This is a genomic window from Collimonas antrihumi (genome assembly GCF_018304965.1).
In the GTDB taxonomy this organism is placed as follows: Bacteria; Pseudomonadota; Gammaproteobacteria; order Burkholderiales; family Burkholderiaceae_D; genus Collimonas; species Collimonas antrihumi.
Genome location: NZ_JAGQED010000002.1, coordinates 224,505 through 247,177, shown reverse-complemented (window position 1 = coordinate 247,177; position 22,673 = coordinate 224,505). Strand labels below are relative to the sequence as shown.

15 protein-coding genes and 1 tRNA gene are annotated in these 22,673 nt (G+C 57.1%); 3 read left to right on the top strand and 13 right to left on the bottom strand.

The annotated features are described in order from the left end of the window. Positions 1–76: 76 nt before the first annotated feature. Positions 77–2,890 carry an EAL domain-containing protein gene (locus KHU29_RS03780; protein ID WP_211451347.1) on the bottom strand — a complete coding sequence of 938 codons (2,814 nt, stop codon included), beginning with the start codon at positions 2,888–2,890 and terminating at the stop codon, positions 77–79. Positions 2,891–3,296: 406 nt separating this feature from the next. On the opposite strand from KHU29_RS03780, the gene KHU29_RS03775 reads away from it, so the two are divergent. After that, entirely contained in the window at positions 3,297–7,352 is a 4,056-nt protein-coding gene (locus KHU29_RS03775) for a Pls/PosA family non-ribosomal peptide synthetase (protein ID WP_211451346.1), read from the top strand. Between the two features lie 135 nt (positions 7,353–7,487). Here KHU29_RS03775 and KHU29_RS03770 read toward each other — a convergent pair whose 3' ends face one another. The 9 genes from KHU29_RS03770 to KHU29_RS03730 all read right to left on the bottom strand — a co-directional run bounded on the left by KHU29_RS03770 (position 7,488) and on the right by KHU29_RS03730 (position 18,381). Beyond that, the gene (locus tag KHU29_RS03770) at positions 7,488–9,023 is read right to left on the bottom strand and encodes a glycine betaine uptake BCCT transporter (RefSeq protein ID WP_211451345.1); all 1,536 of its coding nucleotides are present in this window, start codon (positions 9,021–9,023) and stop codon (positions 7,488–7,490) included. Between the two features lie 230 nt (positions 9,024–9,253). After that, positions 9,254–9,338, bottom strand: a tRNA-Leu gene (locus KHU29_RS03765). Positions 9,339–9,481: 143 nt separating this feature from the next. Next, the gene (gene iolB / locus KHU29_RS03760) at positions 9,482–10,276 is read right to left on the bottom strand and encodes a 5-deoxy-glucuronate isomerase (RefSeq protein ID WP_211451344.1); all 795 of its coding nucleotides are present in this window, start codon (positions 10,274–10,276) and stop codon (positions 9,482–9,484) included. Beyond that, entirely contained in the window at positions 10,273–11,205 is a 933-nt protein-coding gene (iolE, locus tag KHU29_RS03755; protein ID WP_211451343.1) for a myo-inosose-2 dehydratase, read from the bottom strand. The genes iolB and iolE overlap by 4 nt, the downstream gene beginning before the upstream one ends. A 28-nt stretch (positions 11,206–11,233) precedes the next feature. Beyond that, on the bottom strand, positions 11,234–13,108 hold the full coding sequence (iolD, locus tag KHU29_RS03750) for a 3D-(3,5/4)-trihydroxycyclohexane-1,2-dione acylhydrolase (decyclizing) (RefSeq protein WP_211451342.1): 1,875 nt from the start codon (positions 13,106–13,108) through the stop codon (positions 11,234–11,236). Further along, positions 13,105–15,069 (bottom strand): bifunctional 5-dehydro-2-deoxygluconokinase/5-dehydro-2-deoxyphosphogluconate aldolase, encoded by a 1,965-nt coding sequence (locus tag KHU29_RS03745; protein WP_211451341.1) that lies wholly within the window; start codon positions 15,067–15,069, stop codon positions 13,105–13,107. The genes iolD and KHU29_RS03745 overlap by 4 nt, the downstream gene beginning before the upstream one ends. Before the next feature lie 106 nt (positions 15,070–15,175). Continuing rightward, positions 15,176–15,958 carry an ATP-binding cassette domain-containing protein gene (locus KHU29_RS03740; protein WP_211451340.1) on the bottom strand — a complete coding sequence of 261 codons (783 nt, stop codon included), beginning with the start codon at positions 15,956–15,958 and terminating at the stop codon, positions 15,176–15,178. A gap of 2 nt (positions 15,959–15,960) precedes the next feature. Continuing rightward, positions 15,961–17,121 (bottom strand): ABC transporter permease, encoded by a 1,161-nt coding sequence (locus KHU29_RS03735; RefSeq protein ID WP_211451339.1) that lies wholly within the window; start codon positions 17,119–17,121, stop codon positions 15,961–15,963. Positions 17,122–17,337: 216 nt separating this feature from the next. Beyond that, positions 17,338–18,381: a sugar ABC transporter substrate-binding protein gene (locus KHU29_RS03730; protein WP_211451338.1), complete on the bottom strand. Its 1,044-nt coding sequence runs from the start codon at positions 18,379–18,381 to the stop codon at positions 17,338–17,340. Between the two features lie 214 nt (positions 18,382–18,595). Here KHU29_RS03730 and KHU29_RS03725 point away from each other — a divergent pair, with 214 nt between their 5' ends. Together KHU29_RS03725 and KHU29_RS03720 are read left to right on the top strand one after the other, a co-directional pair. Continuing rightward, positions 18,596–19,462, top strand: coding sequence for a MurR/RpiR family transcriptional regulator (locus tag KHU29_RS03725; RefSeq protein WP_211451337.1), 867 nt, complete (start codon positions 18,596–18,598; stop codon positions 19,460–19,462). Between the two features lie 61 nt (positions 19,463–19,523). Beyond that, entirely contained in the window at positions 19,524–19,841 is a 318-nt protein-coding gene (locus tag KHU29_RS03720; RefSeq protein ID WP_211451336.1) for a hypothetical protein, read from the top strand. A gap of 46 nt (positions 19,842–19,887) precedes the next feature. On the opposite strand, the gene KHU29_RS03715 is transcribed toward KHU29_RS03720, so the two are convergent. The 3 genes from KHU29_RS03715 to KHU29_RS03705 all read right to left on the bottom strand — a co-directional run bounded on the left by KHU29_RS03715 (position 19,888) and on the right by KHU29_RS03705 (position 22,665). Beyond that, on the bottom strand, positions 19,888–20,913 hold the full coding sequence (locus tag KHU29_RS03715; RefSeq protein ID WP_211451335.1) for a Gfo/Idh/MocA family oxidoreductase: 1,026 nt from the start codon (positions 20,911–20,913) through the stop codon (positions 19,888–19,890). Beyond that, complete coding sequence (gene iolG / locus KHU29_RS03710) at positions 20,910–21,902, bottom strand: inositol 2-dehydrogenase (RefSeq protein WP_211451334.1); 993 nt, start codon at positions 21,900–21,902, stop codon at positions 20,910–20,912. The genes KHU29_RS03715 and iolG overlap by 4 nt, the downstream gene beginning before the upstream one ends. 226 nt (positions 21,903–22,128) lie before the next feature. Then, entirely contained in the window at positions 22,129–22,665 is a 537-nt protein-coding gene (locus tag KHU29_RS03705) for a phosphoribosyltransferase (RefSeq protein WP_092358093.1), read from the bottom strand. Between the last annotated feature and the right edge of the window lie 8 nt (positions 22,666–22,673).

The window sequence follows — 22,673 nt, the reverse complement described above, 5'->3', positions numbered from 1 at the left end:
CCAGCCAAGGCATAAACAAATAAACACCCACGAGAAATGCAGAAGCGATATTGAAAGCGGCTCTGGTATAAGCCAACTAGCTCGCATTCTGCAGGATTTTGCTGGCACCGACGCCAAAGGCGCGCGGCCGCTCGATACCGTAGCCCTGGGCGAAATCGACGCCGATCTCGGTCAGCGTACTAATAATCCGTTCGTTGACGGCAAACTCGGCAATCGTCTGCTTGCCCATCAAATGGCCGATTTTGTTGATCGCCTCGACCATCGCATAGTCGGTCGGGCTATTCAACATGTCTTTCACAAACCCGCCGTCAATCTTGATGAAATCGACCGGCAGATTCTTCAGGTAGGCAAACGAAGACATGCCTGCGCCGAAATCATCCAGCGCAAAGCGGTAACCGACGTTCCTTAACTCCTCGATAAAGTGCGCAGCCTTGGCAAAATTCGCGATGGCGCTGGTCTCGGTAATTTCAAAACAGATGTCTTGCGGCGCAATGTCGTATTTCAGGCGCTGTTCCTGCACAAAATTGAGAAAATCGTTATCCCCGACACTGGCGCCCGACAAATTGATGGCGCAGCTCTGGATTTCCCGGCCGCCCCCTTCCAGATGCATTTGCGCCAACGTGGCAAATACCGTAGAGACCACCCAGCGATCAATCGCGGGCATCAGGTTGTAGCGCTCAGCGGCGGGAATGAACACCATCGGCAGCACCAGATTGTTGTCCTTGTCTAGCATGCGCAGCAGGATTTCAAAATGCGAGCCATGCCTGGATGGCTTGCCCAAAGCGACAATTTCTTGTGAGAACAGGCAAAATCTGTCTTTGGCTAACGCTTCATTGATACGGGTTATCCATTCCATCTCACCGTGCCGTATTGACAATTCACTGTCATCCAGGCGGTATTCATGTACTCGGTTGCGACCCTTTTCCTTGGCCAGGTAACAGGCGGCGTCGACCGCGCTCATGATCTGGCCCAGTGTATGCATTTCTCCCGCCAGATTAATCAGTCCGATACTGACCCCGATGGTGAATGGCTTGTTGGCCCAGACGAACTGAAAATCGGCAACCGTCTGCCGCAGCCCTTCCGCAACCCCCAGCGAATATTCAACCGGACAATTTTCCAGCAATACGCCGAACTCGTCGCCACCCAGACGCGCGATGGTATCGGTATCGCGCAAGCGCTGCTTCAGCAATACGCTGATTTGCCGGATCAGTTCGTCGCCGGCGGCATGCCCGCAAGTATCGTTGACTACCTTGAACTGATCCAGATCGAGATACAACACCGCGTGCTGGCGTTGCTGATCGCGCGAAGTAATCATCGCCACCGTCAGGCGGCGCTCGAATTCGCGCCGGTTGATGAGCCCGGTCAGTTCGTCGTGACTGGCCTGATACGACAGCTGGGCCGCGTATTCGCGCTCCTTGCTGACGTCATGCAAAACCAGCACGGTGCCGATGGTTTCGCCGCTCAGGTTGCGTATCGGCTCGGACGACAGATTGACCGCCACTTCGCTGCCATCATTGCAAACCAACAACAAATTGGTTTCACGGTCGATCGGATTGCTATTGTCGAGAATCTGATCGATCAGATTCGGAATCCGCTTGCCAGAGGCCTCGCCTACCAGGTTCAGGATTTTTGCCAGCGGCAAGCCGCGTGCCGACGCCAGCGTCCATCGGGTCAATATTTCTGCTGTCGGATTAAGATATTCAACCAGGCCATCGGTGCCCAGCGTAATTACCGCCTCGCCTATCGATTCCAGCGTGACCTGGGCGCGCTCCTTGGCGGCATACAGTTGTTCTTCGGACCGTTTGCGGGCGGTGATATCGGTAAACGAACCTGCCATGCGCACCGGCTGGCCGGAGGCATCGCTGGTGGACTGTGCGCATGAGCGCACCCAGCGTAACTCGCCCGATTTGGTGACGATTCGGAACTCGATGTCGCACGGGGAGTTATCGTACAGATGAAAATTCAGTTTTGCCCGTACCGAAGCCAGATCCGATGGATAAATACAGTTAAGGAACTGTATCGGAGTCGGCTCGCCATCATCCAGCGTGTAACCCAGAAATTCCGTCAGGCGTGGCGAATAGTAGATGTTGTCAGCCTGGATATCCCAGTCCCACAAACCATCGTTACTGCCTAGCATCGCAAGATGCAGGCGTTCCTGGCTGATCTTCAGCGCCTCTTCGAACGCGTCGCTCTTGGTCAGGATGTAGCGTGCGAACCAGCTACTGAAAATCATCAGCCCAATGGCAATCGTCAATATCGCAAACAGCAGCAGGCGCTCGGCCTGTCGTGAAGATTCCCCCAGGCTGGCCGAAAAACGTAACTCTAAAGGCGTGAGACGGGCGTCTATGTCGCGAATACGGGCAATACTGTCCGTCAGCGTCGATGACTCGGGATTGCCGGCAGCGATCACGGCATGCAAACGACCGGCCTCCACATTCAGATCTTCAATCAGCTCGTTGCCAGCCTGCCAGGTGGTCAGCGGTTCTTCCAGCAGGCTGAAATTCCTGAAGTTACGATACAGGCTGATGATGCCGTCGATGTCACCGGGATGATTGCCACCGTCCAGAAAACCCTGGCGTGCCACTTGCAGATCCGGCTCGGATTTGTCTAGCTCATCTCTGGCGCGACGATCGCCCATGGGCACCGCCAGCGCCTGCAGCACCTTCTGGTAGTCAGCCTCGGCTTGGGTATTCGCATATTGATTCAGATGGAATACGGCCTCCTTCTGCGCCTTCGACCACAAGCTCTCACCGCCGACCAACGCCCGCACCGAAGACAGGATATTCATGCTGAATATCAGCAACCCTACCATCAAGAGCACAATCGCCAGGAAAGGCAAAGTCACCTTGATCCAGCGCACACTGCCATCCATAGTCCAAAATTTCTTCAATCGCTGCCTCACAAAATCTCGCTGATGAATTTGCACAGTCAGAAACCCATAGCGTATTTGCAGAAAATTGCGAAAAAACGACACTACTTGAATCCAGGCACCGAATGCCCCATCATACGACCAATAATTTCCAAATTGCAAGTTCGTTGACGAGGAATAAAATATTGCCTTGTTTATGTCTGCAAACTGTGTCTCTGCAAACCGTTGGATACGACAGCCGGCAACGCCTGCCTTGAGGCAAAAGTCGCCATTGATACCGATATCATGAATTGGCAAAAACAGCGGTAAAACAGCCACAAAAACAACGGCAAAAAATTGTCTGAACGTTACCGAATTTACCCGCAACTGCCGTGCTACCATCGCTGGTTTTCCGCCTTTCCGTTGACCTTTCTCACTTGCCTCATCCATGACCCAGTCTTTGCACGTTGACATCGCAGCCGCCAGCAGTTTTCCTATTCACCCCGACATTTTGCACGGGCCGGCTCAGGCTGAGTTGATTCGCGATGAGGTGCTGACAGATCTGCTGGAGGCTACCGCCGCGCGCGTACCAAATCAGATCGCTTTGATTTTTGGCGAGCGCCAGCTGAGTTATCGGGAACTCAGCCAGCGTGCCGACTTGGTGGCTTCACGTCTGATCGCTGCCGGCGTGGGACCTGGCCAGATCGTCGGACTGTGGCTGCCGCGTGGCATCGACCTGCTGATCATGCAAGCCGGCATCGCCAAGGCAGGCGCCGCCTGGCTGCCGCTGGATGCGGACACCCCGGTGGAACGCATCGCAGTCTGCCTGGAAGACGCGCAATCGCCAGGGATTGTCAGTTGCCGGCAATTTGCCGTACGCCTGGAGCCGGATCAGCTCGGATGCCAGGTCTGGACCGCCGAGCAGTTGCTGGCGCCGGCCGACGCACCGCTGCAACGCCGTCAAAACGTGCAGCGCAGCGATCCGGCTTATGTCATCTACACATCAGGTTCGACCGGCAAGCCGAAAGGTATCGCTATCACCCAGGGCGCGATCTGTCATTTCCTGCGCAGTGAAAACGCCGTGTTGGGCGTCACCGGCAGCGATCGCGTCTATCAAGGGTTTTCGGTAGCGTTCGACATGTCGTTCGAAGAAATCTGGATCAGTTACCTGGTCGGCGCCACGCTCTGGATCGCTCCCAAGGAACTGGCGTCCGATCCCGAAGCCTTGCCGCTGGCGCTTGCCGCAAACGGCGTTACCGTATTACATGCGGTACCGACCTTGCTGGCGCTGTTCAATCAGGATGTGCCGAGCTTGCGCATCATCAATCTCGGCGGCGAAATGTGTCCGGAAGCATTGGTCACGCGCTGGGCAAAACCTGAATCCGGCCGCCATATATTCAATACCTACGGCCCCACCGAAGCAACGGTATCGGCCAGCCTGGCGGAATTACATGCCAATGAAGCAGTAACCATCGGCCGCCCTTTGCCCAATTACGGCTTGCTGGTGATCAATCCAGCCGTAGAAAATGGCCTGCTCCTGCTGCCGCGCGGTGAAGTCGGCGAATTGTGCATTACCGGCCCCGGCGTTGCCGAAGGTTATCTGGGACGCCCCGAACTGACCGCCGAGAAATTCCTGGCAAATCCGTGGTCGAGCGGCAGCCATGACCGTCGCCTGTACCGTACCGGCGACCTGGCGCGGATCGAAGCAGACGGCCGGGTTCAATGCCTGGGTCGTACCGACGACCAGGTGAAGATTCGCGGCTTTCGGGTCGAACTGGGTGAAATCGAAGAAGTGCTGGCGCGTCAGCCGGGCGTTGGGACGGTGGCGGTAGTGTTGCGCCAGGAAGACGGCATCGACCAGCTGATTGCGTTCATCGTGCCCGAAAGCGGATCCGAAGTCGCGCCTGCAGTGCTGCGGAGTGCTTTGGCCGAACGCCTGCCGCCCTACATGGTGCCGGGTTTCTTTGAGCCTATGCAGGAGATGCCGCGCCTGACTTCCGGCAAAATCGACCGCAAAACGCTGAAAGCGAGGCCTTTGGCCGCGATTAGTGTCGGCCACGCCGGACTTGATTCGGACACGCCCGAAACGCCAGCCGAAATAGCGCTGTTCGCCGCGCTGAACAAACTGTTCCCGGGCCAGCCTATCCAGCGCAGCGCCGATTTTTTCAACGATCTCGGCGGTCATTCGCTGTTCGCGGCCAAACTCGCCTCCGCACTGCGCGCCAATCCCGATTTCGCCCATGTGACAGTGCGCGACATTTACATGAATCGCACCGTCGGCCGCATCGCTCAGGTATTGGCGGTAGCGCCGGTCGCCGGTATCGCAGTCGACACCAGCTGGGCCGCGCCGTCGGATCTGAAACGTTGGGTCTGCGGCGCCGCGCAAGCAGCCGCCGTGCCGTGGCTGGTGGCAATGCGCATGATGCAATGGCTGGCGCCGTTTTTTACCTACCACTTCTTCACCGGCGATCCGGGTGACTCCATCACCTTGGCGATCGTGGTGTCGGTCGGTGTGTTCTTGCTGGCTACCTTGTTTGAATTCGCCATCGCGATTGCCGCAAAATGGCTGATTGCCGGACGCCTGAAAGCCGGCCGTTACCCGCTCTGGGGCCTCACCTACTACCGCTGGTGGCTGGCCGACCGCCTGATCGAGGCAGCGCCGGCTTACCTGCTGAGCGGCTCGACCTTGTATAGCTGGTGGTTGAGAGCGCTCGGTGCGCGCATCGGTTCCGAAGTCATCATCGGTTCCATGACTTTGCGCGCGCACGATTTGCTCACCATAGAGGATGGCGTGAGCATCGGCAATGCCGTCAATTTTGAAAATGCCCGCGTCGAACATGGCGAACTGTGGCTCGGACCGATCACATTGCAGCGTGAAAGCTGTATCGGTTCCTATGTCGTCATGGAAGGCAACACAGATGTCGGCGCCTTCGGCCATGTGGAGGGTCAGAGCGCCATCAGCGAAGGCCAGGCGGTGCCGGCCGGCCGCATCTGGACCGGCTCGCCGGCGCGCGATGTCGGCGCTTTCGACAAGGCCTCCAAGCCGCCGCGGCCGCCGGTAACGTACAGGCGTCAGCTGGGCGAATCGATATTTTTCCTGTTCGGCGCTTTCCTGATCACCACCTTGTTCTTCATGCCGGTGTTCCCCAGCTTCATCCTGATCGACTGGCTCGACGATACCGATCGTTTCCCGTGGCTGCAAAGTAACGGCAATGTGGCGTTTCAGCTGACCAAATATTTCATCATGGCTTTCCCTGCCACAGCCGTGCTGATCGTATGCACAGCTTTGCTCTCGGCCGGGATTCGCTGGAGCTTGCTGCCGCGCATGCGAGCCGGCAGCTGGCCGGTGCGCAGCAATATCTATTGCAGCAAATGGCTGGTCAACCAGATCCAGGAATCCAGCCTGAGTGTGCTGCATGGCGTGTATGCGACCGTCTACGCGCCGCTCTGGTATCGCCTGCTGGGCGCGAAAGTAGGCCGCCATGCCGAAATTTCGACTGCTCTCGGCGTAGTGCCTGACATGCTGACCCTGGGCGACGACACTTTCATCGCCGACGCTGTGCTGCTGGGCGATGAACAAATCGACGGCGGCTGGATGACCATGAAGCCAACCATCATCTCGCGCCGCAGTTTTGTCGGTAACGGTGCCTACGTGCCTGACGGCAGCATCCTGCCGGAAAACGTGTTGATCGGCGTCCATTCCCGTACTCCGGATAACCACCGCATGCAGCCAGGCGACACCTGGCTCGGCTCGCCGCCGATCAACCTGCCGGCACGTGAGCAAACCAGCGGCTTCCCCGAACATTTGACGTTCCGGCCATCGCGCCGGCGCCGCCTGGGCCGCTCATTGGTGGAAGGTTTCCGTATCGTTTCGCCGCATGCGATCGTGATCGCGGTCGGTTATACCGTGGTGCTGAACCTGATGCCTTTGGCTGGCGCCGGCCAGTGGGGTGAAGTGATCTCCCTGCTCACCTCTGCCGGGCTGCTGTACGGTATCGGCACTTTCATCTTTATCGCCGCGCTGAAATGGCTGCTGATCGGACGCTACAAGAAGTGCAGTATCCCGATGTGGACGCCGTTCGTCTGGCTCTCGGAAGGCGTTACCAATCTGTATGAAGGGATTGCGATACCGAATTTCATGAACTACCTGCGCGGCACACCGTGGCTGCCGCTGGCCTTGAATGTGCTGGGCTGCCGTATCGGCCGCGGCGTTTACATGAATACCACCGACATCACCGAGTTCGATTGCGTCACCATCGGCGATTACAGCGAACTGAATGCCCAGGCTTGCCCGCAGACCCATTTGTTCGAAGACCGGGTCATGAAGATCGACCACGTCAACATCGGCAGCCGGGTCTACATGGGACCGCGCAGCTTCGTGCTGTATGGCGCAGTGGTCAACGACAACGCCAAGCTGGGCGCACTGACGCTGGTCATGAAAGGCGAATCGATTCCAGCGGCCACCAACTGGCGCGGCTGCCCGGCAGCGCCGGCAAAGAACTGATCAAAGTCACGGCGATATCGAATTTGTAGGGTGGGCACGTATGCCCACGCGGTACATCAACCATTTGATGAGTGAATTCCGCGTGAGCAGAAAAACCTGCCCACCCTACCTGACTGATCAAAATCAGGATTAGCATCAGGAAGGTGTCTGCTCACGCTCGCGCAGCAACCGCTCCAACAGGCGGTCACGCGCATGGCGCCGGCGCTCCAGCTTGTCGGCCTCCTCGCCCAGGGCGCGGAACAGGCTGGCGCACATGATCAGCATGATGATCATGAACGGCAAGGCGATCACGATCGAGGTCGTCTGCAAGCCTTTCAAGCCCCCGGCCATCAGCAGCACCGCTGCAATCAGCGCGGTCAACACGCCCCATGCCAGCTTGATCCTGGCTGACGGCGCCGGATTACCCTGGCTGGTCATCATGCCCAGCACGAAGGTGGCGGAGTCGGCTGAGGTAACGAAAAACACCGAGACCAGGATAATTGCGATCAACGAAGTCAGCGTACTCCACGGCAGATGCTGGAGCAGCGCGAACAACGCCAGCGAACTGTCCTGCTTGACGATCTCGACCAGTGGCAAGTGCTCGAACATGATGCCATGCAGTGCAGCGCCGCCAAACGTGGCGAACCACAAGAAACTGATCAGTGATGGCACCAGCAGCACGCCGGTAACGAACTCGCGGATGGTGCGGCCGCGCGATATACGAGCGATGAAGGTACCGACGAACGGCGCCCAGGTGACCCACCAGGCCCAGTAGAACAAGGTCCAGTCGGCGATCCAGGTGTCTTTGGAAAATGGCGTCATGCGCATGCTCATGCTGATCAGGCTGTCCAGGTAGTCGCCCAGCGTGGTGGTTAGCGCATCCATGATGAACAGCGTCGGTCCCAGCACCAGCACGAACAGCATCAGCAGCAATGCCAGCACCATATTGATGTTACTGAGGATTTTCACGCCGCGATCCAGCCCGCTCAGGGAAGACGCCAGGTACAAGCCGGCAGCCACCGCAATCACTGTCAACTGCAAGGCCAGCCCATTCGGCAGGCCGAATACCGTGTGCAAGCCGCTGCTGATTTGCAGCGTGCCGAAACCGAGCGAAGTGGCGACACCGATCGCGGTCGCCAGCACTGCCAGGATATCGATAGCCTTGCCCAGCGTACCTTGCGCATACTTGCCGATCAGCGGCTCGAAAGTGGTACTCATCAACATCGGGCGATTGCGGTTGAACTGGAAAAATGCCAGCGCCAGCGCCACCACGCAATACGCAGCCCACGGATGCAAGCCCCAATGGAAAAAAGCATAACGCAAACCTAGCCGTGCCGCCTCGGGGCCACCGGCAGGGCCGCTAGGCGGTGTCGCAAAATGAGAAACCGGTTCCGCCACGCCCCAGAACACCAGCCCTATGCCCATGCCAGCGGCAAACAACATGGCAAACCAGCTATGGCGGCTGAAATCCGGTTCGGCATCCTCTCCCCCCAGCCGAATCGCGCCAAAACGGCCGAACGCAAGATAGAGCGCAAACACCAGGAAACCGAACATCGACAACAGGTAGAACCAGCCGAAATTGGCGATGGTGCCGCCCAGTGCGGACTGCATCAGTGCAGCCATGCTGAGCGGTGACAGTGCGCCCCAGAGGACGAACAGAGAGACCAGCAAAAGTGAAACGATTAATACCATTGAGGAGGCCCAAGGTTGTTATTGTTTTCACATGATACGGCAATCATTTTATCTAAAACAACAAATAGTATGGCAGAAGCTGCGCCAAACATAATTGCTGGAACTCATACACACAGGAATTGACACTGAGTCATACTGAGCCGCATTGAGTTTTTGCTCTGGAAAAAGAAAAAAAACCACATAAACATTGATGTTTATGCGGTTTCTCTTTACTTCCAACACCAGTTACCTGGTGCCCACGGAGGGACTCGAACCCCCACACCTTGCGGCACATGGACCTGAACCATGCGCGTCTACCAATTCCGCCACGTGGGCCGTAATGCGAAGCCCAGTAAGGCTCACTGCAATTCCGAAGACCGAATAATACGTGCATTTGATAGTTTCGGTCAATCGAAGTTTGCGATTTTATGCAATTAATTGTCGTACTTCATGGCTGGCGTCGCAAATTCGGCTGCGGATCAGCGCTGCAGCATCCATTCGTGCGCCGGATCGTTCATGAAATGCCATTCGCGCCGGGGGCCGGCCATCACGTTCAGGTAATAACTATCGTAGCCATGCGGCGCCACCACCGGGTGATATCCCCGCGGCACCATGACCACATCGTGATTTTCCACCGCCATCGATTCGTCCAGCGAACGATCGTCGGTATACACGCGCTGGAAAGCAAAGCCTTGCGGCGGATTCAAGCGATGATAATAGGTCTCTTCGAGAAAACTCTCTTGCGGCAGATTATCGGTATCGTGCTTGTGCGGCGGATAGCTCGATGAATGGCCGCCCGGCGTCACCACCTCCACCACCAGCAAATGATCGGCCGGCTCGGTTTGCGGCAGGATATCACACACATAACGCGTATTGCTGCCCTGCCCACGCACCGAGCGCTTTGCCATTCCTGGTTCTATCAGACGCGCACTCAGGTCACCATGGCCGGGAGCGCTGCAGACGGCAATTTCAGCATCGCCGTGCGCGCTGACGGCGACGGCATGGCCGTGCGGCACATACACCGCGTATGGCGAACTTTGATCAAACACGCTTTGACGTTCACCGATTTCTTTCCATGCATGATCGCCAGCCTGCACGCTGACCACCCCGCGCAGCACCACGATACATATCTCGCGGTCAGCCGTATCGAAACGAATCTTCTCTGTTGCCGCAAGCCGATATGCGGCAAAGCCGACAAAACGCCAGTTCGCCGATTGCGGCGTAACGCTGACGATTTCCCGCCCTTGCGCGCGACCTTTGACGAGCAGACTCATGCTGCCTCCGCATTGTCGACATTATCGATCTTGCTACCGGCCTCGATGGCGCTCACCAGGTCAGCCAAATGACGATAACCCATCTCGGCATATTGAAAGCTTGGGGCGACAGCCGGATCCTGCTCCGCCTCAACCACCAGCCAGCCGGCATAGCCATGCCGATATAACAGCCTCAGTAGTCCTTCAAAATCGATGGTGCCGTCGCCCGGCACGGTAAAAGCGCCATTGATCACCGCCTGCAGGAAACTCCAGTTACCGTTGCGCGCCATCTTCACCACCGCCGGCCGCACGTCCTTGCAATGGACGTGGCAGACGCGTTTGATATGCTGCTCCAGCACCTTCAGAGGATCGCCGCCGGCAAACGTAATGTGGCCGCTGTCGAACAACAAGCCGACTTCATCGCCGCTCAATGCCATCAGCCGCTCGACATCGGCCGGTGTTTCAACATAGGCGCCCATGTGATGGTGATAAGCCAGGCGCACGCCGTGCGATAACGTAAAGCGCGCAAAGGCTGTCAGCTTGTCGGCGTATTGCTGCCATTCCAGATCGGTCAAGAACCGCGGACGCTTGTACAAGGGATCCGGCCGGCCCTGGATGGCATTGGCGACTTCGCCGTACACCATGACTTTGGCGCCGTTTTCCGCCAACAACCGCAGATGCGGGCCGACAGCGGCAAGTTCATCCTCGACCGAACCAGTCGCCAGGCGGCCGGAATACCAGCCTGAGATACATTCGAGTTGATATTTACCGAGCACTGCGGCCAGCGCCGCCGGTTCCTTCGGAAATTTGTTGCCCAGCTCGAAGCCGCGATAACCGATTTGCGCGCCCTCGGCCAGCGCCACTTCCAGCGGCGTCTCGCCGCCCAGCGATGGCAAGTCATCGTTCATCCAGGAAATCGGATTAATGCCGATCTTTACGTTAAATGTCATGGTCTCTCTCGCAATGTTCGCACTTTGTTCACACTTTTTGATTGTGGCGGGCTTCTTCGTATTCGGCTCTTGCCGTTTGCACCTGCTGCCGCTGCGACACCTCCGGTACCGCTACCTCCCACCAGCAACCACCCTCTTCAGTGGTGCGCGTGGGATCGGTATCGATACATACCAGATAGGTGCGATCGGCCGCACGTGCCCGTTGCAATGCCGCTTCCAGCTGGGCGATGGTCTTGACGTTCTCTGCCAATGCGCCAAGTGATTTTGCATGGGCGGCAAAATCGATGGCCGGCGCGCCGTGCTGACCTTGCAGGCAATCTTCAAGCATGTTGTTGAATGGCGCGCCACCGCACGCCTGTTGCAGGCGGTTGATGCAACCGTAGCCGCGGTTATCCAGCACCACGATGATCAATTTCTTATCCAGCATGACCGATGTGGCGATCTCCGAATTCATCATCAGGTAACTGCCGTCGCCCACCATCACGATTACGTCACGGTCCGGCTGCGCCATCTTGACACCGAGGCCGCCGGCAATTTCGTAACCCATGCAGGAGTAGCCGTACTCGACGTGATAGCCGCCGGGGGTAGAGGTGCGCCACAGTTTGTGCAGCTCGGCCGGTAAAGTACCGGCGGCACAGACTACGATGTCGTGCACGGTAGAATCGATGCTGGAGCGCTGCACAGCGCCGATCACCTCGCCGTCATAGGGCAGCGCCGGTGCTTCAATTTCACGTCTGCCGGTAATTTTGTCGACGGTAGCACGCCACGAGTTGGCCTGTTCCAGCGCCAACGCGTGCCAGGCCGTGCTGGCGCGCCAGTCTTTCAAGCCTTGCGACAAAGCAGCCAGGCCTAAACGCGCATCGGATAACATCGGCGTTGCCTGCCATTTGAGAGCATCGACCGCATTGACATTGATGCTGAGCAGTTTCGCCTGGCCGAACAGAGAGTGCGAGCCGGTGGTGAAGTCTTGCAGACGCGTGCCCACCGCAATCACGACATCAGCCTTTCGCGCCAAGGTATTCGCCGCCGGCGAGCCGGTCACGCCGAGCGCGCCCACCTGCAAGGGGTGACGCCAGGCCAAGGCGCTTTTCCCTGCCTGCGTTTCCGCCACCGGCACCGCATGTTTTTCGGCAAAACTACGCAGCGCTTCGGTCGCCTCGCCATACAGGACGCCGCCACCGGCTATGATCAAAGGTTGTTTGGCATTTTTCAATAATTCGAGTGCCGCCTGCAACTCGTCCGCTGCCGGTCCCTGCGCGCGGAATTTCACCGCTTTCGGCGCAAAAAAATCGACCGGATAATCGTAGGCCATGGTTTGCACGTCTTGCGGCAAGGCCAATGTCACCGGGCCGCATTGGGCGGCATCGGTCAACACCTGGATCGCCCGCGGCAACGCTGTCAGCAACTGCTCCGGATAGTAGATACGGTCAAAATAACGAGAAAGAGGCTTGAACGCATCGTTGGCGGAAACCCCGCCATCCTGGAAATTTTCCACCTGCTGCAATACCGGGTCCGGACGTCGCGAGACAAAGATATCGCCCGGCAGCAGCAACACCGGCAGGCGGTTCACGTGGGCCAGCGCAGCAGCGGTCAACAGATTGGTGGCGCCCGGCCCGATCGAACTGGTGACGGCCATCATGCGTCGGCGCATATGAGTTTTGGCATAGGCGATTGCTGCGTGCGCCATGGCTTGCTCGTTGTGCGCGCGATAAGTCGGCAATTGTTCCCGGTGCTGATACAAAGCCTCGCCCAGGCCGGCCACATTGCCGTGGCCGAAAATCGAGAACACGCCGCCAAACAAAGGCACATCGTTACCTGCCTCCACCGTATCGACGCGCAAGGCCGCCAGATAGCGCACCAGCGCTTGCGCCATGGTCAGGCGTATGGTTTTGGCTGCACTCATGCTGCGCGCTCCGCTGTGTTGGGTTGATCTTCACTGCGGCTGGCTTGCCACACACCGATAAGCTGCTCGAAAGTCGTCCGCACCTGCTGGATCAGCGTAGCATCATCTATCTGCCCTTGCAGCCAGCGCTTGGACGGCTCATGGAAAATCGTCCGTCCAACCATGAAACCGCGGCAGGTCTTGCTGTGGCGCGAGGCGCGAAAGCCGGCCGCAAGTTCTTCCACCGGCGCCGCCAAGCCCAGCAATACCACTCCGCGGCAATAAGGATCGCGCTCGGCAATCAGGCGGTCGATCGCATCCCATTGCGGCGCCGACATCGACTCCAGCTTCCACCACTCCGGATAAATGCCCAGGTTGTACAAGCGCTTGATGCCGCGCAACACGGTGTCGTCAGCCTTCGGCAACTCCTTGGGCGGGATGATCTCCAGTAGCAATTCGTGACCGCTGACCTGCACCGCGTCATACAGGCTGCGAATCTGCGCCTCCTGTTCCAGTCGTTTGTCGATCGCATCGTCCGGATGAAACTGCACCAGGCACTTGACCACATGTTCCTTGGGCCAGCTCAGCAGATGCGAACCTATCGAGCGGCCGTAGTCGAATTCCAGCGGATTCGAGAGCGGTAACTCGACCGCATGGCCAACCCACCAACCGCGCCCGGTAGCGGCGTTCAGCGCATCCTGGCCGTAACGATCATCAGACAAGATGCCAATCTTGCCTTGCAAGCCCAGCGCCTGTTCGGTAGCCGCAACGGCTTGCACCAGCAACTGCTTGAGCTGCGGCAAACGCGCTTCACCTACGCCTGATTCACGTGCCAATTCAAAGAACTGGTTGCGATGATCGAAAGCAAATACGTTGACTTCATCCCAGTTTTTACGCGGCACGGTAACCCTATGCAAACGCTGCAAATGTGCATCCTGGTCCGGCCGCTGCATGCGCTCGGCATGCTCCAGGAAATACGCCAGTTCGACCGGTGTCGGCATCGCCGGCGCGCATGCATGGCGCGACACTACCAAGGCTCCACAAGCATTGGCGTAGCGGCAGCAGCTTTCATCGTCTTCGCCGTTCAGCCAGCCTTTCAGAAAGCCCGACAGGAAGGCATCGCCTGCACCCAGAACGTTGAGCACCGCGACTTGTACACCTTTATAGTTGAACCCGTCATCCAGCGATTTCGGAATCGCGCCATGGATTACGGTACAGCCTAGCGGACCGCGCTTAACCACCAGCGAAGCGTGGCTGGCTGCGCGCACTGCCTGCAGGGAAGCGATGATGTCCCGGCCGCCGCCCGCAATCATGAATTCTTCCTCGGTACCGACCACCAGGTCGAATTTCGGCAAGATCCCTTGCAGATGCGCGGTTACGCCATCGTTGGCGATAAAGCGCGTCTCGCCGTCGCCTTTTTGCGTCAGGCCCCACAGTACCGGCCGGTAGTCGATATCAAGTACCGTGCGAACGTTGTTGCGACGCGCGTACTCCAGCGCCAGGCTGCTGCTGCGATGCACCTGTTGCGTGGAAAAATGAGTGCCGGTAATCAGCAACGCCTTGCTGGAAGCGATGAAAGCCTCATCGATATCCTCTTCGGCCAGCGCCATGTCGGCACAGTTGTCGCGATAAAAAATCAAGGGAAACGTATCTTTGTCCTTCAAGCCCAGCATCACCAGCGCAGTCAGTCGCTCTGGATCGATCCTGATCTGGCTGACATCGCAACCCTCTGCCGCCAGAGCAGCCGTCAAAAACTGGCCATTATGCTCATTGCCAACCCGTGCCAGCATCGCCGATTTCAATCCCAGCCTGGCACAGCCGAAGGCGATATTCGCGGAAGATCCGCCCAGATATTTGGCAAAACTGCTGACATCCGACAGCGGCGCGCCGATTTGCTGCGCGTACAGATCCACCGCGAGACGGCCGATACATACCACGTCGAGCTTGCGGCCCGGTGCGAAGGTGTTGTTGGTGTGTTGCATGAGTGCGTCCTTAATTTAAACTTTTGATGCTTAAACTTTTGATGCTTAAACTTTTGATGCTTGATCTTAGGTGCTTGAACTTGGATGCATAGATAGTGCCCCAGGCCTAGACCTGTATTCCTTCAAGCTGATTCATCAGCGTCTGCATTTCCGCGCCGCCCGCCATCATGTCCAGCACTTCATCCTTGCTGACAGTGTCCTTGGTGAAAGTGCCCATCGATTTGCCGCGATTGAGCAAGGTGAAGGAATCGCCGATCGGATACGCGTGATGCACATTGTGGGTAATGAAAATCACCGAAATTCCGCGCTCACGCGCCTTGTGGATCAGCTTCAGCACATTGAACGATTGCTTGACGCCCAGCGCCGCAGTGGGCTCGTCGAGAATCAGGACCCGGGCGCCGAAATGAATCGCCCGGGCAATCGCCAGGCATTGTTTTTCACCACCGGACATGGTGCCGATCGCATGGTGCGGATCGCGCACCATGATGCCCATTTCCGCCAGTTTTTCACGCGCCGTCTCGGCCGCATAGTTGATGTCCATGACGGTGATGCCGAACACCTTCTTTGTCGGCTCACGGCCCATGAAGAAATTGCGCGCCACCGACAGCAGCGGCACCAGCGCCAGATCCTGGTAGACGGTAGCCACGCCTACATCCAGCGCCTCTTTCGGAGAATTGAAAGAGACCGGCTTGCCGTCGACCAGGTATTGCCCTTCGGATGGTTTGTGCACCCCGGCCAGCGTCTTGATCAGGGTCGACTTGCCGGCGCCGTTATCGCCCAACAGGCAATGTACTTCCCCTTTTTTCAAGCGCAAGGTGACATTTTGCAAAGCAATCACCGAACCGAAATACTTGCTGACGTTTTCTAGAGCCAGAATAGTGTCACTCATGATTACCTCGCCTCCGTCACGCGGCGACGGACATAATTGTTGAACAGTACAGCCACCAGCAGCATCACGCCGAGGAACACCCGGAACCAGTCTGAATTGAGATTGGTGTATGTGATGCCGATCTGCACCACGCCAAAGATCAAGGCGCCGAAGCAAGCGCCGATCACTGAACCGTAGCCGCCGGTCAGCAAAGCGCCGCCGATCACTGCGGCGATGATGGCTTCAAATTCCTTTTGCAAGCCACGATCGGCCGCAGCCGAGCCGACGTCGGCCACCTGCAATACGGCGAACAGGCAGGCGCAGAAAGCGGTAAACACAAACAGCATGGTCTTGACCCGCTTCACCGGCACGCCGACGTTCTTGGCGGCATTGGCGTCGCCGCCGACGGCGAAGATCCAGTTGCCGAAACGGGTCCGTGCCAGGACAAAACTTGCAACCAGCGCCAGCACCAGCCACCAGATGATGACCTTGGGGATTCCGGCTACCAGCGGCTGGCCGTTGTCCGTGGTGGCGATCCAGCCGTGGCTGGCCATCCAGTGGAACAGCCCGCTGCCGAGATTGCCGGTGAACAGCCAGTTGCCAAGCCAGTCATGCGCGGCCAGGTCGCCAACGCCGCTGACAATAGTACGGTTGGCGAACATGATCGAGAGCGCCAGCGTCAAGCCGCGCAAGATGAACATGAACGCCAGCGTGACGATGAACGAAGGCAGCCTGGTCTTGACCACCAGGTAGCCGTTGAGCCAGCCCAAGGCCATGGAACCGGCAAATGCGAACAGGACAGCCAGCCAGAACGGCCAGTGAAAATAGACGGTAGGAATTGCCACCATCATGCCGGCAAAGCCGATCATCGAACCCATCGACAAATCGAACTCGCCGGCAATCATCAATACGCAGGCGCCGATCGAAATCAGGCCCAGGTAGGCCGCTACCTGCATCCAGTTGACTACGCCATCCAGATTGAACATGCCGGAATCGCCGGCGGCAAAACCGAATACGATAAACACCAGGATGGCGCCTGCCAGCGAGGCAAACTCGGGGCGCCCGAGGAAGCGCTTGAGTGAACCCTCCTTGCGAACCCGCTCGTCTTTCGGAGCGATATTCTGCTGCGCTGGGCTATTGCCGTCGGCACCTAGCTTGTCAGCGTGCGCACTGCTTGAATTCATGACTGTATCTCCTGCTGTGTTGGCCATTGATTGATTCTAAGGCTGCGAATCTCAGACTGGCTGCTGTATGGGGTGGCGCGAGATCCTGCGGACGTAGTCGAACCCGGGTGAATCGCTCTCCCTGGATTTCAACCTGGCTGCCCGTAATATCGTTGCGGGCAGCCGCTGGTGTCACAAAATACTTGTCACAAAATGTATGTGACGAAAGTCGCTGGATCAGCGATATTGGCCGGCGTATTTCAACACTTTATCGAGATTGTCTTTGGTAATGTAACCAGGGCCGGAGCTGATATGACGCGGGCCGTAAAGAGGCGCCAGGCCATATTCGGCCAGTCGTGCCTGGAATTTCGGATTGGCTTTCAGCTTGGCCTGGATGGCAGCGACATCGGTGATCTTGTCTTGCTTCATGATGGCCAGAACGGCAACCGGGATGTAACCCTGCAAATAGGGTTGCTGGTCGATCGCAAACTGTACCGAACCATCTTTGATACCCTTGGCGACTTCTTCAGACAGATCGAAAGTGGCGAACCACATCTTGCCCTTCAGGCCCATTTTTTGCAGAGCGCGCAGGCTTGGCGAAGCCGAATCGGGACCGAGCGCCAATACCGCTTGCGTACCGGGGTTATTCCGCAGATAAGCACTTACCTTGCTCTCGATACCGGTAGGATCCTGGCCGGCATCCAGCGTTGATTTTTTATAATCGACGCCTATCGCATCGGCAAAGCCACGGCAACGCTCGAAGGAAGACGGGTTGGTTGCATAGTGGTTAACGCACAGGAAGGATTTGATCCCTGCAGCCTTGGCTTTTTCACCTGCGCCATGGCCCGCATCGTATTCCGGCTGGCCGACATGCATGATGGCGCCGAGTTCTTCACTTTGCTTCTGGGTGCCGGAATTGATGGTCACCAGTGGAATTTTCTTGGCAGTGACGTTTTCCATGGCTTTTTTCAACACGCTGAAATCGGCAATGCTGGCGATCACGCCATCGTAGTGACGGGCTGCCGCCTGCTCGATCAGGCGCGACATGTCGGCCAGGTCGCCGTTCGGCGGATTGCGGTAATCGACAGTGACATTGAAATCTTCACCGGCCTGTTTGATGGCATTCTTGATGGTGTTCCACCAGGAATCGGAGTCCGGGGCATGGCTGATCAGAACGAATTTCTCATTTGCTGCATAACTACTGTTCATGGCGCCAAAGCCCATCGCCAGCGCCGTCACCATCAGGACCTTGGCCAGGCCCTTCCATCCGAGTCGTTGCATAGTTATCTCCGTTGTTGTTTTATTCATTACTGTCAGGCTGATCGCCCGGATCCGATAGCGTCATCGGTACTAAACAATAGAACAAGCGGATTCGATATGCAACGTTTTTTTCAATTAAATTTAATTTAGAATTTTATTTCCAACTATTGAATCGAATAGTTGAAATGTCTTTATAATTGCTTCACAACATAAAACATAAATTAGAAAGAACGCCATGGCAGATACACCGGCTGTCGACCAGTTGATGCTGCAAATCGCGGAACAATACGCAACGCTTTCGCGGCAGTTGAAGATCATTGCCACTTACGTAGAGCAGCATCGTAGCAGCCTGATGCTGGAAAGAATCAGCGATATCGCCGAGCACTGTCAGGTGCAGCCGTCCGCCATCGTGCGCTTTGCCAAGCAATTCGGCTTCAGCGGCTTTAGCGAGATGCAGGCGGTTTTCCGCGATGCTTATACGGCGCAGGCGATTCCGTCTCAGAACTATCAGCAACGCATCCGCAAGCTGATCGACGCCAAATCGACCCCGCTTACCAGCGGCTCGATGGCACGCGAATTTATCGCCGCCAGCCGCAGCGGCCTGGATGAATTATTGAGCGGCATGGACGACGTGCAGTTTGACGCAGCGGTAAAGTTGTTGCAGAAGGCTGAGAATATTTATGTAATCGGCGTGCGCCGCTCTTTCCCGATCGCCACCTATATCGTGTATGCATTGCAGCACACCAATAAGCGGGTGCACCTGCTGTCTGGCCTGGGTGGCATGATCCGCGAGCAGATCCGGAGCATAGGCAAGAATGACGTAGTAATCGCCATCAGCTTTACACCCTACGGCAAGGAAACCCAGGCTTGTGTCCGGCTGGCGCATCACCATCAGGCCAAGTCGCTGGTCATCACCGATAGTCAACTGAGTCCGCTGGCCAGGCATGCGTCGGTATTGCTGACCGTGAAAGAAGGCAGCGCCTTCGCCTTCCGCTCACTGACCAATGCGATGTGCCTGTGCCAGGCATTGTTTATCGCCTTGGCGTATAGGTTAGAGCTTAATGTGGAGGAAAGCGGCGCAATTGAGGGTTATGACGAGTAAATAGCAAGACAATTGCAATAGAATTCCCCCATCAAATGCTTTCATGCGCTTGGGACAGACTATGGCAGAACTTAAACAAATGATTGGCAAACGCGCTCAGCCGCGCAATGAAAAAACGAGACTTGCTTCGGGCGGCAGCGGAGGTTATGATGTTGACATGAATACAAGAATCGCCGAGCTTGAAGGATTTGCACTGGATACCCGTGATCGCCTTTCCCGCATAGAGGCAAGGCTGGATACGTGCGCCACAAAATCCGATGTCAAAGACCTTGAATCCACCATGCATAAGGAATTGCATGGTTTGACCTGGAAGCTGATCGGTATTGCAGGAGTGCTGGTTTCCATGGTCTATTTCGTAGCAACTCAAGTAAAAACTTAAGCCCGATCTGCTTATGGCTCACAGGTCAAAGCTCACCGGTCAAAGCTCATAACATCACCGGCTGTTTTGACAGCAGCGATTCGCGCATGGCGATGCCGATGCGGGTTGCCTCGGTAGCATCATCGAGAGTCAACTCCAGCTTGCGCTGCTGACATATCGCATCCACGAAAGTACTGACTTCAGTCAGGAATGCATCCTCGAAACGCTCGAAGAAACTCGGCAGGCATTCGTTGCGGACGCCGTGAGCGTCGGCAATTTCCAGACGATTCTTGCGCGGGTTGCCGCCCACCGTCAAACGTCCCGCCGTGCCGGTGATTTCAGTCATGGTGTCATGCCCGTGCGGCATGGTGCGCGAGGCGTAAAAGGTCGCTATCCGGCCGTTGTCGAATTCACAGATGGCGACGCCATTATCGACGTCCTGAAACTGCTGCAAATCATGATGGATGGCCCGGGTACCGCTGGCGTAGACCTTGACCGGCTGCGGATTGCCGAGCAGCCAGCGCGCCAGATCGATGTCGTGCACACTGCAATCAAGGAATATGCCGCCACTGGTAGCCGCGAATTTAACGAAAAAGCCTTCCGGATCATACTGGTCGCAAGTCTGCGAATACACCATGAACGGCGAGCCGATCGCGCCTTGCCGGATTTTTTCGTAAGCATCCCGATAGCTGGCGTCGAAGCGGCGCACAAAACCAATCATCACCTTCAACTGCGGGTGCCGTGCGGCCTCGGCGCTGACCCGCCGGCAATCCTCCAGATCCAGCGACAAAGGCTTTTCGCAAAACACATGCTTGCCGGCTTGCAAGGCCTGGATGATTTGCTGCGGATGCAGGGATGTCGGCGTCACCAGGAACACCGCGTCCAGCCCGTCATGCGCCAGCATGGCTGCGTAATCGGCATATAGATGATGTACCTGAAGCGTGTCGCGCGCCCATGCGAGTTCTGCCGGCACCGGGCTGCACGCAGCGACCAGTTCGGCGCCGGCAACTCGCGACGCCAGGTTTTCGGCGTGACGCCGCCCTAACCTTCCCAGGCCGACTATGCCTACCTTCAAGATTGGAGCGCGACTCATTTTGCGAGCTCGATGGTGCGATTTTCACGCCACGACAGCGTTGCCGCCTCGGCCAGTTCCAGCGCTTTGACGCCGTCTTCAATCGTGGTGCGCACGGCAACCCGGTTGACTACCGCGTCAAAAAAATGGGCGATCTCGCGGGCATAGGCTGCGCGATAGCGCTCCAGGAAAAAATGTTCCGGCTTGTCCGAACTGACATTATGTGCGGTCGCAGCGGTCACTTCGGTCGGCTTGTGGTTTCCTGCCTGCAGCATGCCTTTGCTGCCTAATACTTCGAAGCGCTGATCGTAGCCATAGGCGGCGCGGCGGCTGGTATTGATCTGACACAGCCGGCCGCGGCGGGTGCGGATGGTGACTGCCGCGCAATCGATATCACCGGCCTCGGCAATCGCCGGATCGCTCAGGCAGCTGCCGGTGGCGGAGATGCTGACGGCCTCGTCTTCCAGTATCCAGCGGAAGATATCGAAATCATGGATCAGCATATCCTTGAAAATGCCGCCCGAACTTTTGATATAGGAAACCGGTGGCGCACCGGGATCGCGGCTAGTGACGATAAGCATTTCGGGATCGCCGATTTCCCCTGCGGCCAGGCGCGCCTTGAGGGCATCGAATGTCGGATCGAAGCGGCGCTGAAAGCCGATCATGCAAGTCACCCCGGCTTTCGCAACGGCGCTTGCGCATGCCTTGGCGCGCTCCAGCGTGAGGTCGACCGGTTTCTCGCAAAAAATCGCCTTGCCGGCTGCCGCTGCCCGCATGATCAGGTCGGCGTGGGTATCGGTGCTAGAGGCAATCAATACTGCACCTATGCCCGGATCGGCCAGAATGCCATCGATACCCGCTACCTGCGCACCGTGTTGCGTTGCCAGCTCTTGCGCGGCTTGCGCATTGATATCGCTGACGTATTTCAGATTGGCGCCAGGCTGCTGCACCAGGTTGCCCGCATGGATCTTGCCGATACGGCCGGCGCCGAATATTGCCACGTCAATCATGTCTGGTCTCCGTTCAGGGATATGGTTTTACTTTCGCTTTCTGCCATTGTAGGCATGAATTTTAAAAATAGAAACAATTTTCCGTTTATTTTTTTAATCGAATATTTTTTGCATGGCAGACAAGCGAACTTGCTTTTCAGCGCTGCGCTTCCGCAAGACGTAAAAAAAGCCTCGTTGTGCAAACAAACGAGGCTTCCAGTGAGGTTTCGTTGCAAAGCGCGCTCGATTATCTCGATACACCCTTCCTGCTCCAGGCTTCCAACTGATGTGGACGCAGACTGTCGTACTCTTCGAAAGGCTGGTGAATCCATGGATTGGTCGGCAGGTAATCGACGTAATAATCCGGCTTGAGCGAAGAACATGCCTTCCACCAGATTACCGCTGACTTCACCTCGGTCACCGGCGCATAGTTTTCTTTCAGGTGATGCAGAACCTTATCCAGCGTAACGCCGGAGTCAACCAGGTCATCGACCACCAGGACCCGGCCGGACAAAGCGCCACGGCTCATGGTGATGTGTTTGCCGATATCGAGTTCGCTGCGAACCGTGCCGGCATCTTCGCGGTAAGAGCTGGTCGACAAGATCGCCAGCGGCACATCGAAAATACGTGAAAACACGTCACCCGGACGCAAACCGCCGCGCGCCAGGCACAACACCTGGTCGAACTGCCATCCGGAGGCGTGGACATTCAATACCAGTTTTTCAATTATGCGGTGATATTCATCCCACGAGACCCATAGGTCTTTATCATCTGATTTGTTCATATTGCTCT

Coding starts and splice junctions, on each gene's coding strand:
- iolD (WP_211451342.1), bottom strand. CDS start 13,108: ATGAGTGCAGCCAAAACCATACGCCTGACCATGGCGCAAGCGCTGGTG.
- iolG (WP_211451334.1), bottom strand. CDS start 21,902: ATGATTGACGTGGCAATATTCGGCGCCGGCCGTATCGGCAAGATCCAT.
- KHU29_RS03705 (WP_092358093.1), bottom strand. CDS start 22,665: ATGAACAAATCAGATGATAAAGACCTATGGGTCTCGTGGGATGAATAT.
- KHU29_RS03745 (WP_211451341.1), bottom strand. CDS start 15,069: ATGCAACACACCAACAACACCTTCGCACCGGGCCGCAAGCTCGACGTG.
- KHU29_RS03735 (WP_211451339.1), bottom strand. CDS start 17,121: ATGAATTCAAGCAGTGCGCACGCTGACAAGCTAGGTGCCGACGGCAAT.
- KHU29_RS03775 (WP_211451346.1), top strand. CDS start 3,297: ATGACCCAGTCTTTGCACGTTGACATCGCAGCCGCCAGCAGTTTTCCT.
- iolE (WP_211451343.1), bottom strand. CDS start 11,205: ATGACATTTAACGTAAAGATCGGCATTAATCCGATTTCCTGGATGAAC.
- KHU29_RS03715 (WP_211451335.1), bottom strand. CDS start 20,913: ATGAGTCGCGCTCCAATCTTGAAGGTAGGCATAGTCGGCCTGGGAAGG.
- KHU29_RS03725 (WP_211451337.1), top strand. CDS start 18,596: ATGGCAGATACACCGGCTGTCGACCAGTTGATGCTGCAAATCGCGGAA.
- iolB (WP_211451344.1), bottom strand. CDS start 10,276: ATGAGTCTGCTCGTCAAAGGTCGCGCGCAAGGGCGGGAAATCGTCAGC.
- KHU29_RS03720 (WP_211451336.1), top strand. CDS start 19,524: ATGGCAGAACTTAAACAAATGATTGGCAAACGCGCTCAGCCGCGCAAT.
- KHU29_RS03740 (WP_211451340.1), bottom strand. CDS start 15,958: ATGAGTGACACTATTCTGGCTCTAGAAAACGTCAGCAAGTATTTCGGT.
- KHU29_RS03770 (WP_211451345.1), bottom strand. CDS start 9,023: ATGGTATTAATCGTTTCACTTTTGCTGGTCTCTCTGTTCGTCCTCTGG.
- KHU29_RS03730 (WP_211451338.1), bottom strand. CDS start 18,381: ATGCAACGACTCGGATGGAAGGGCCTGGCCAAGGTCCTGATGGTGACG.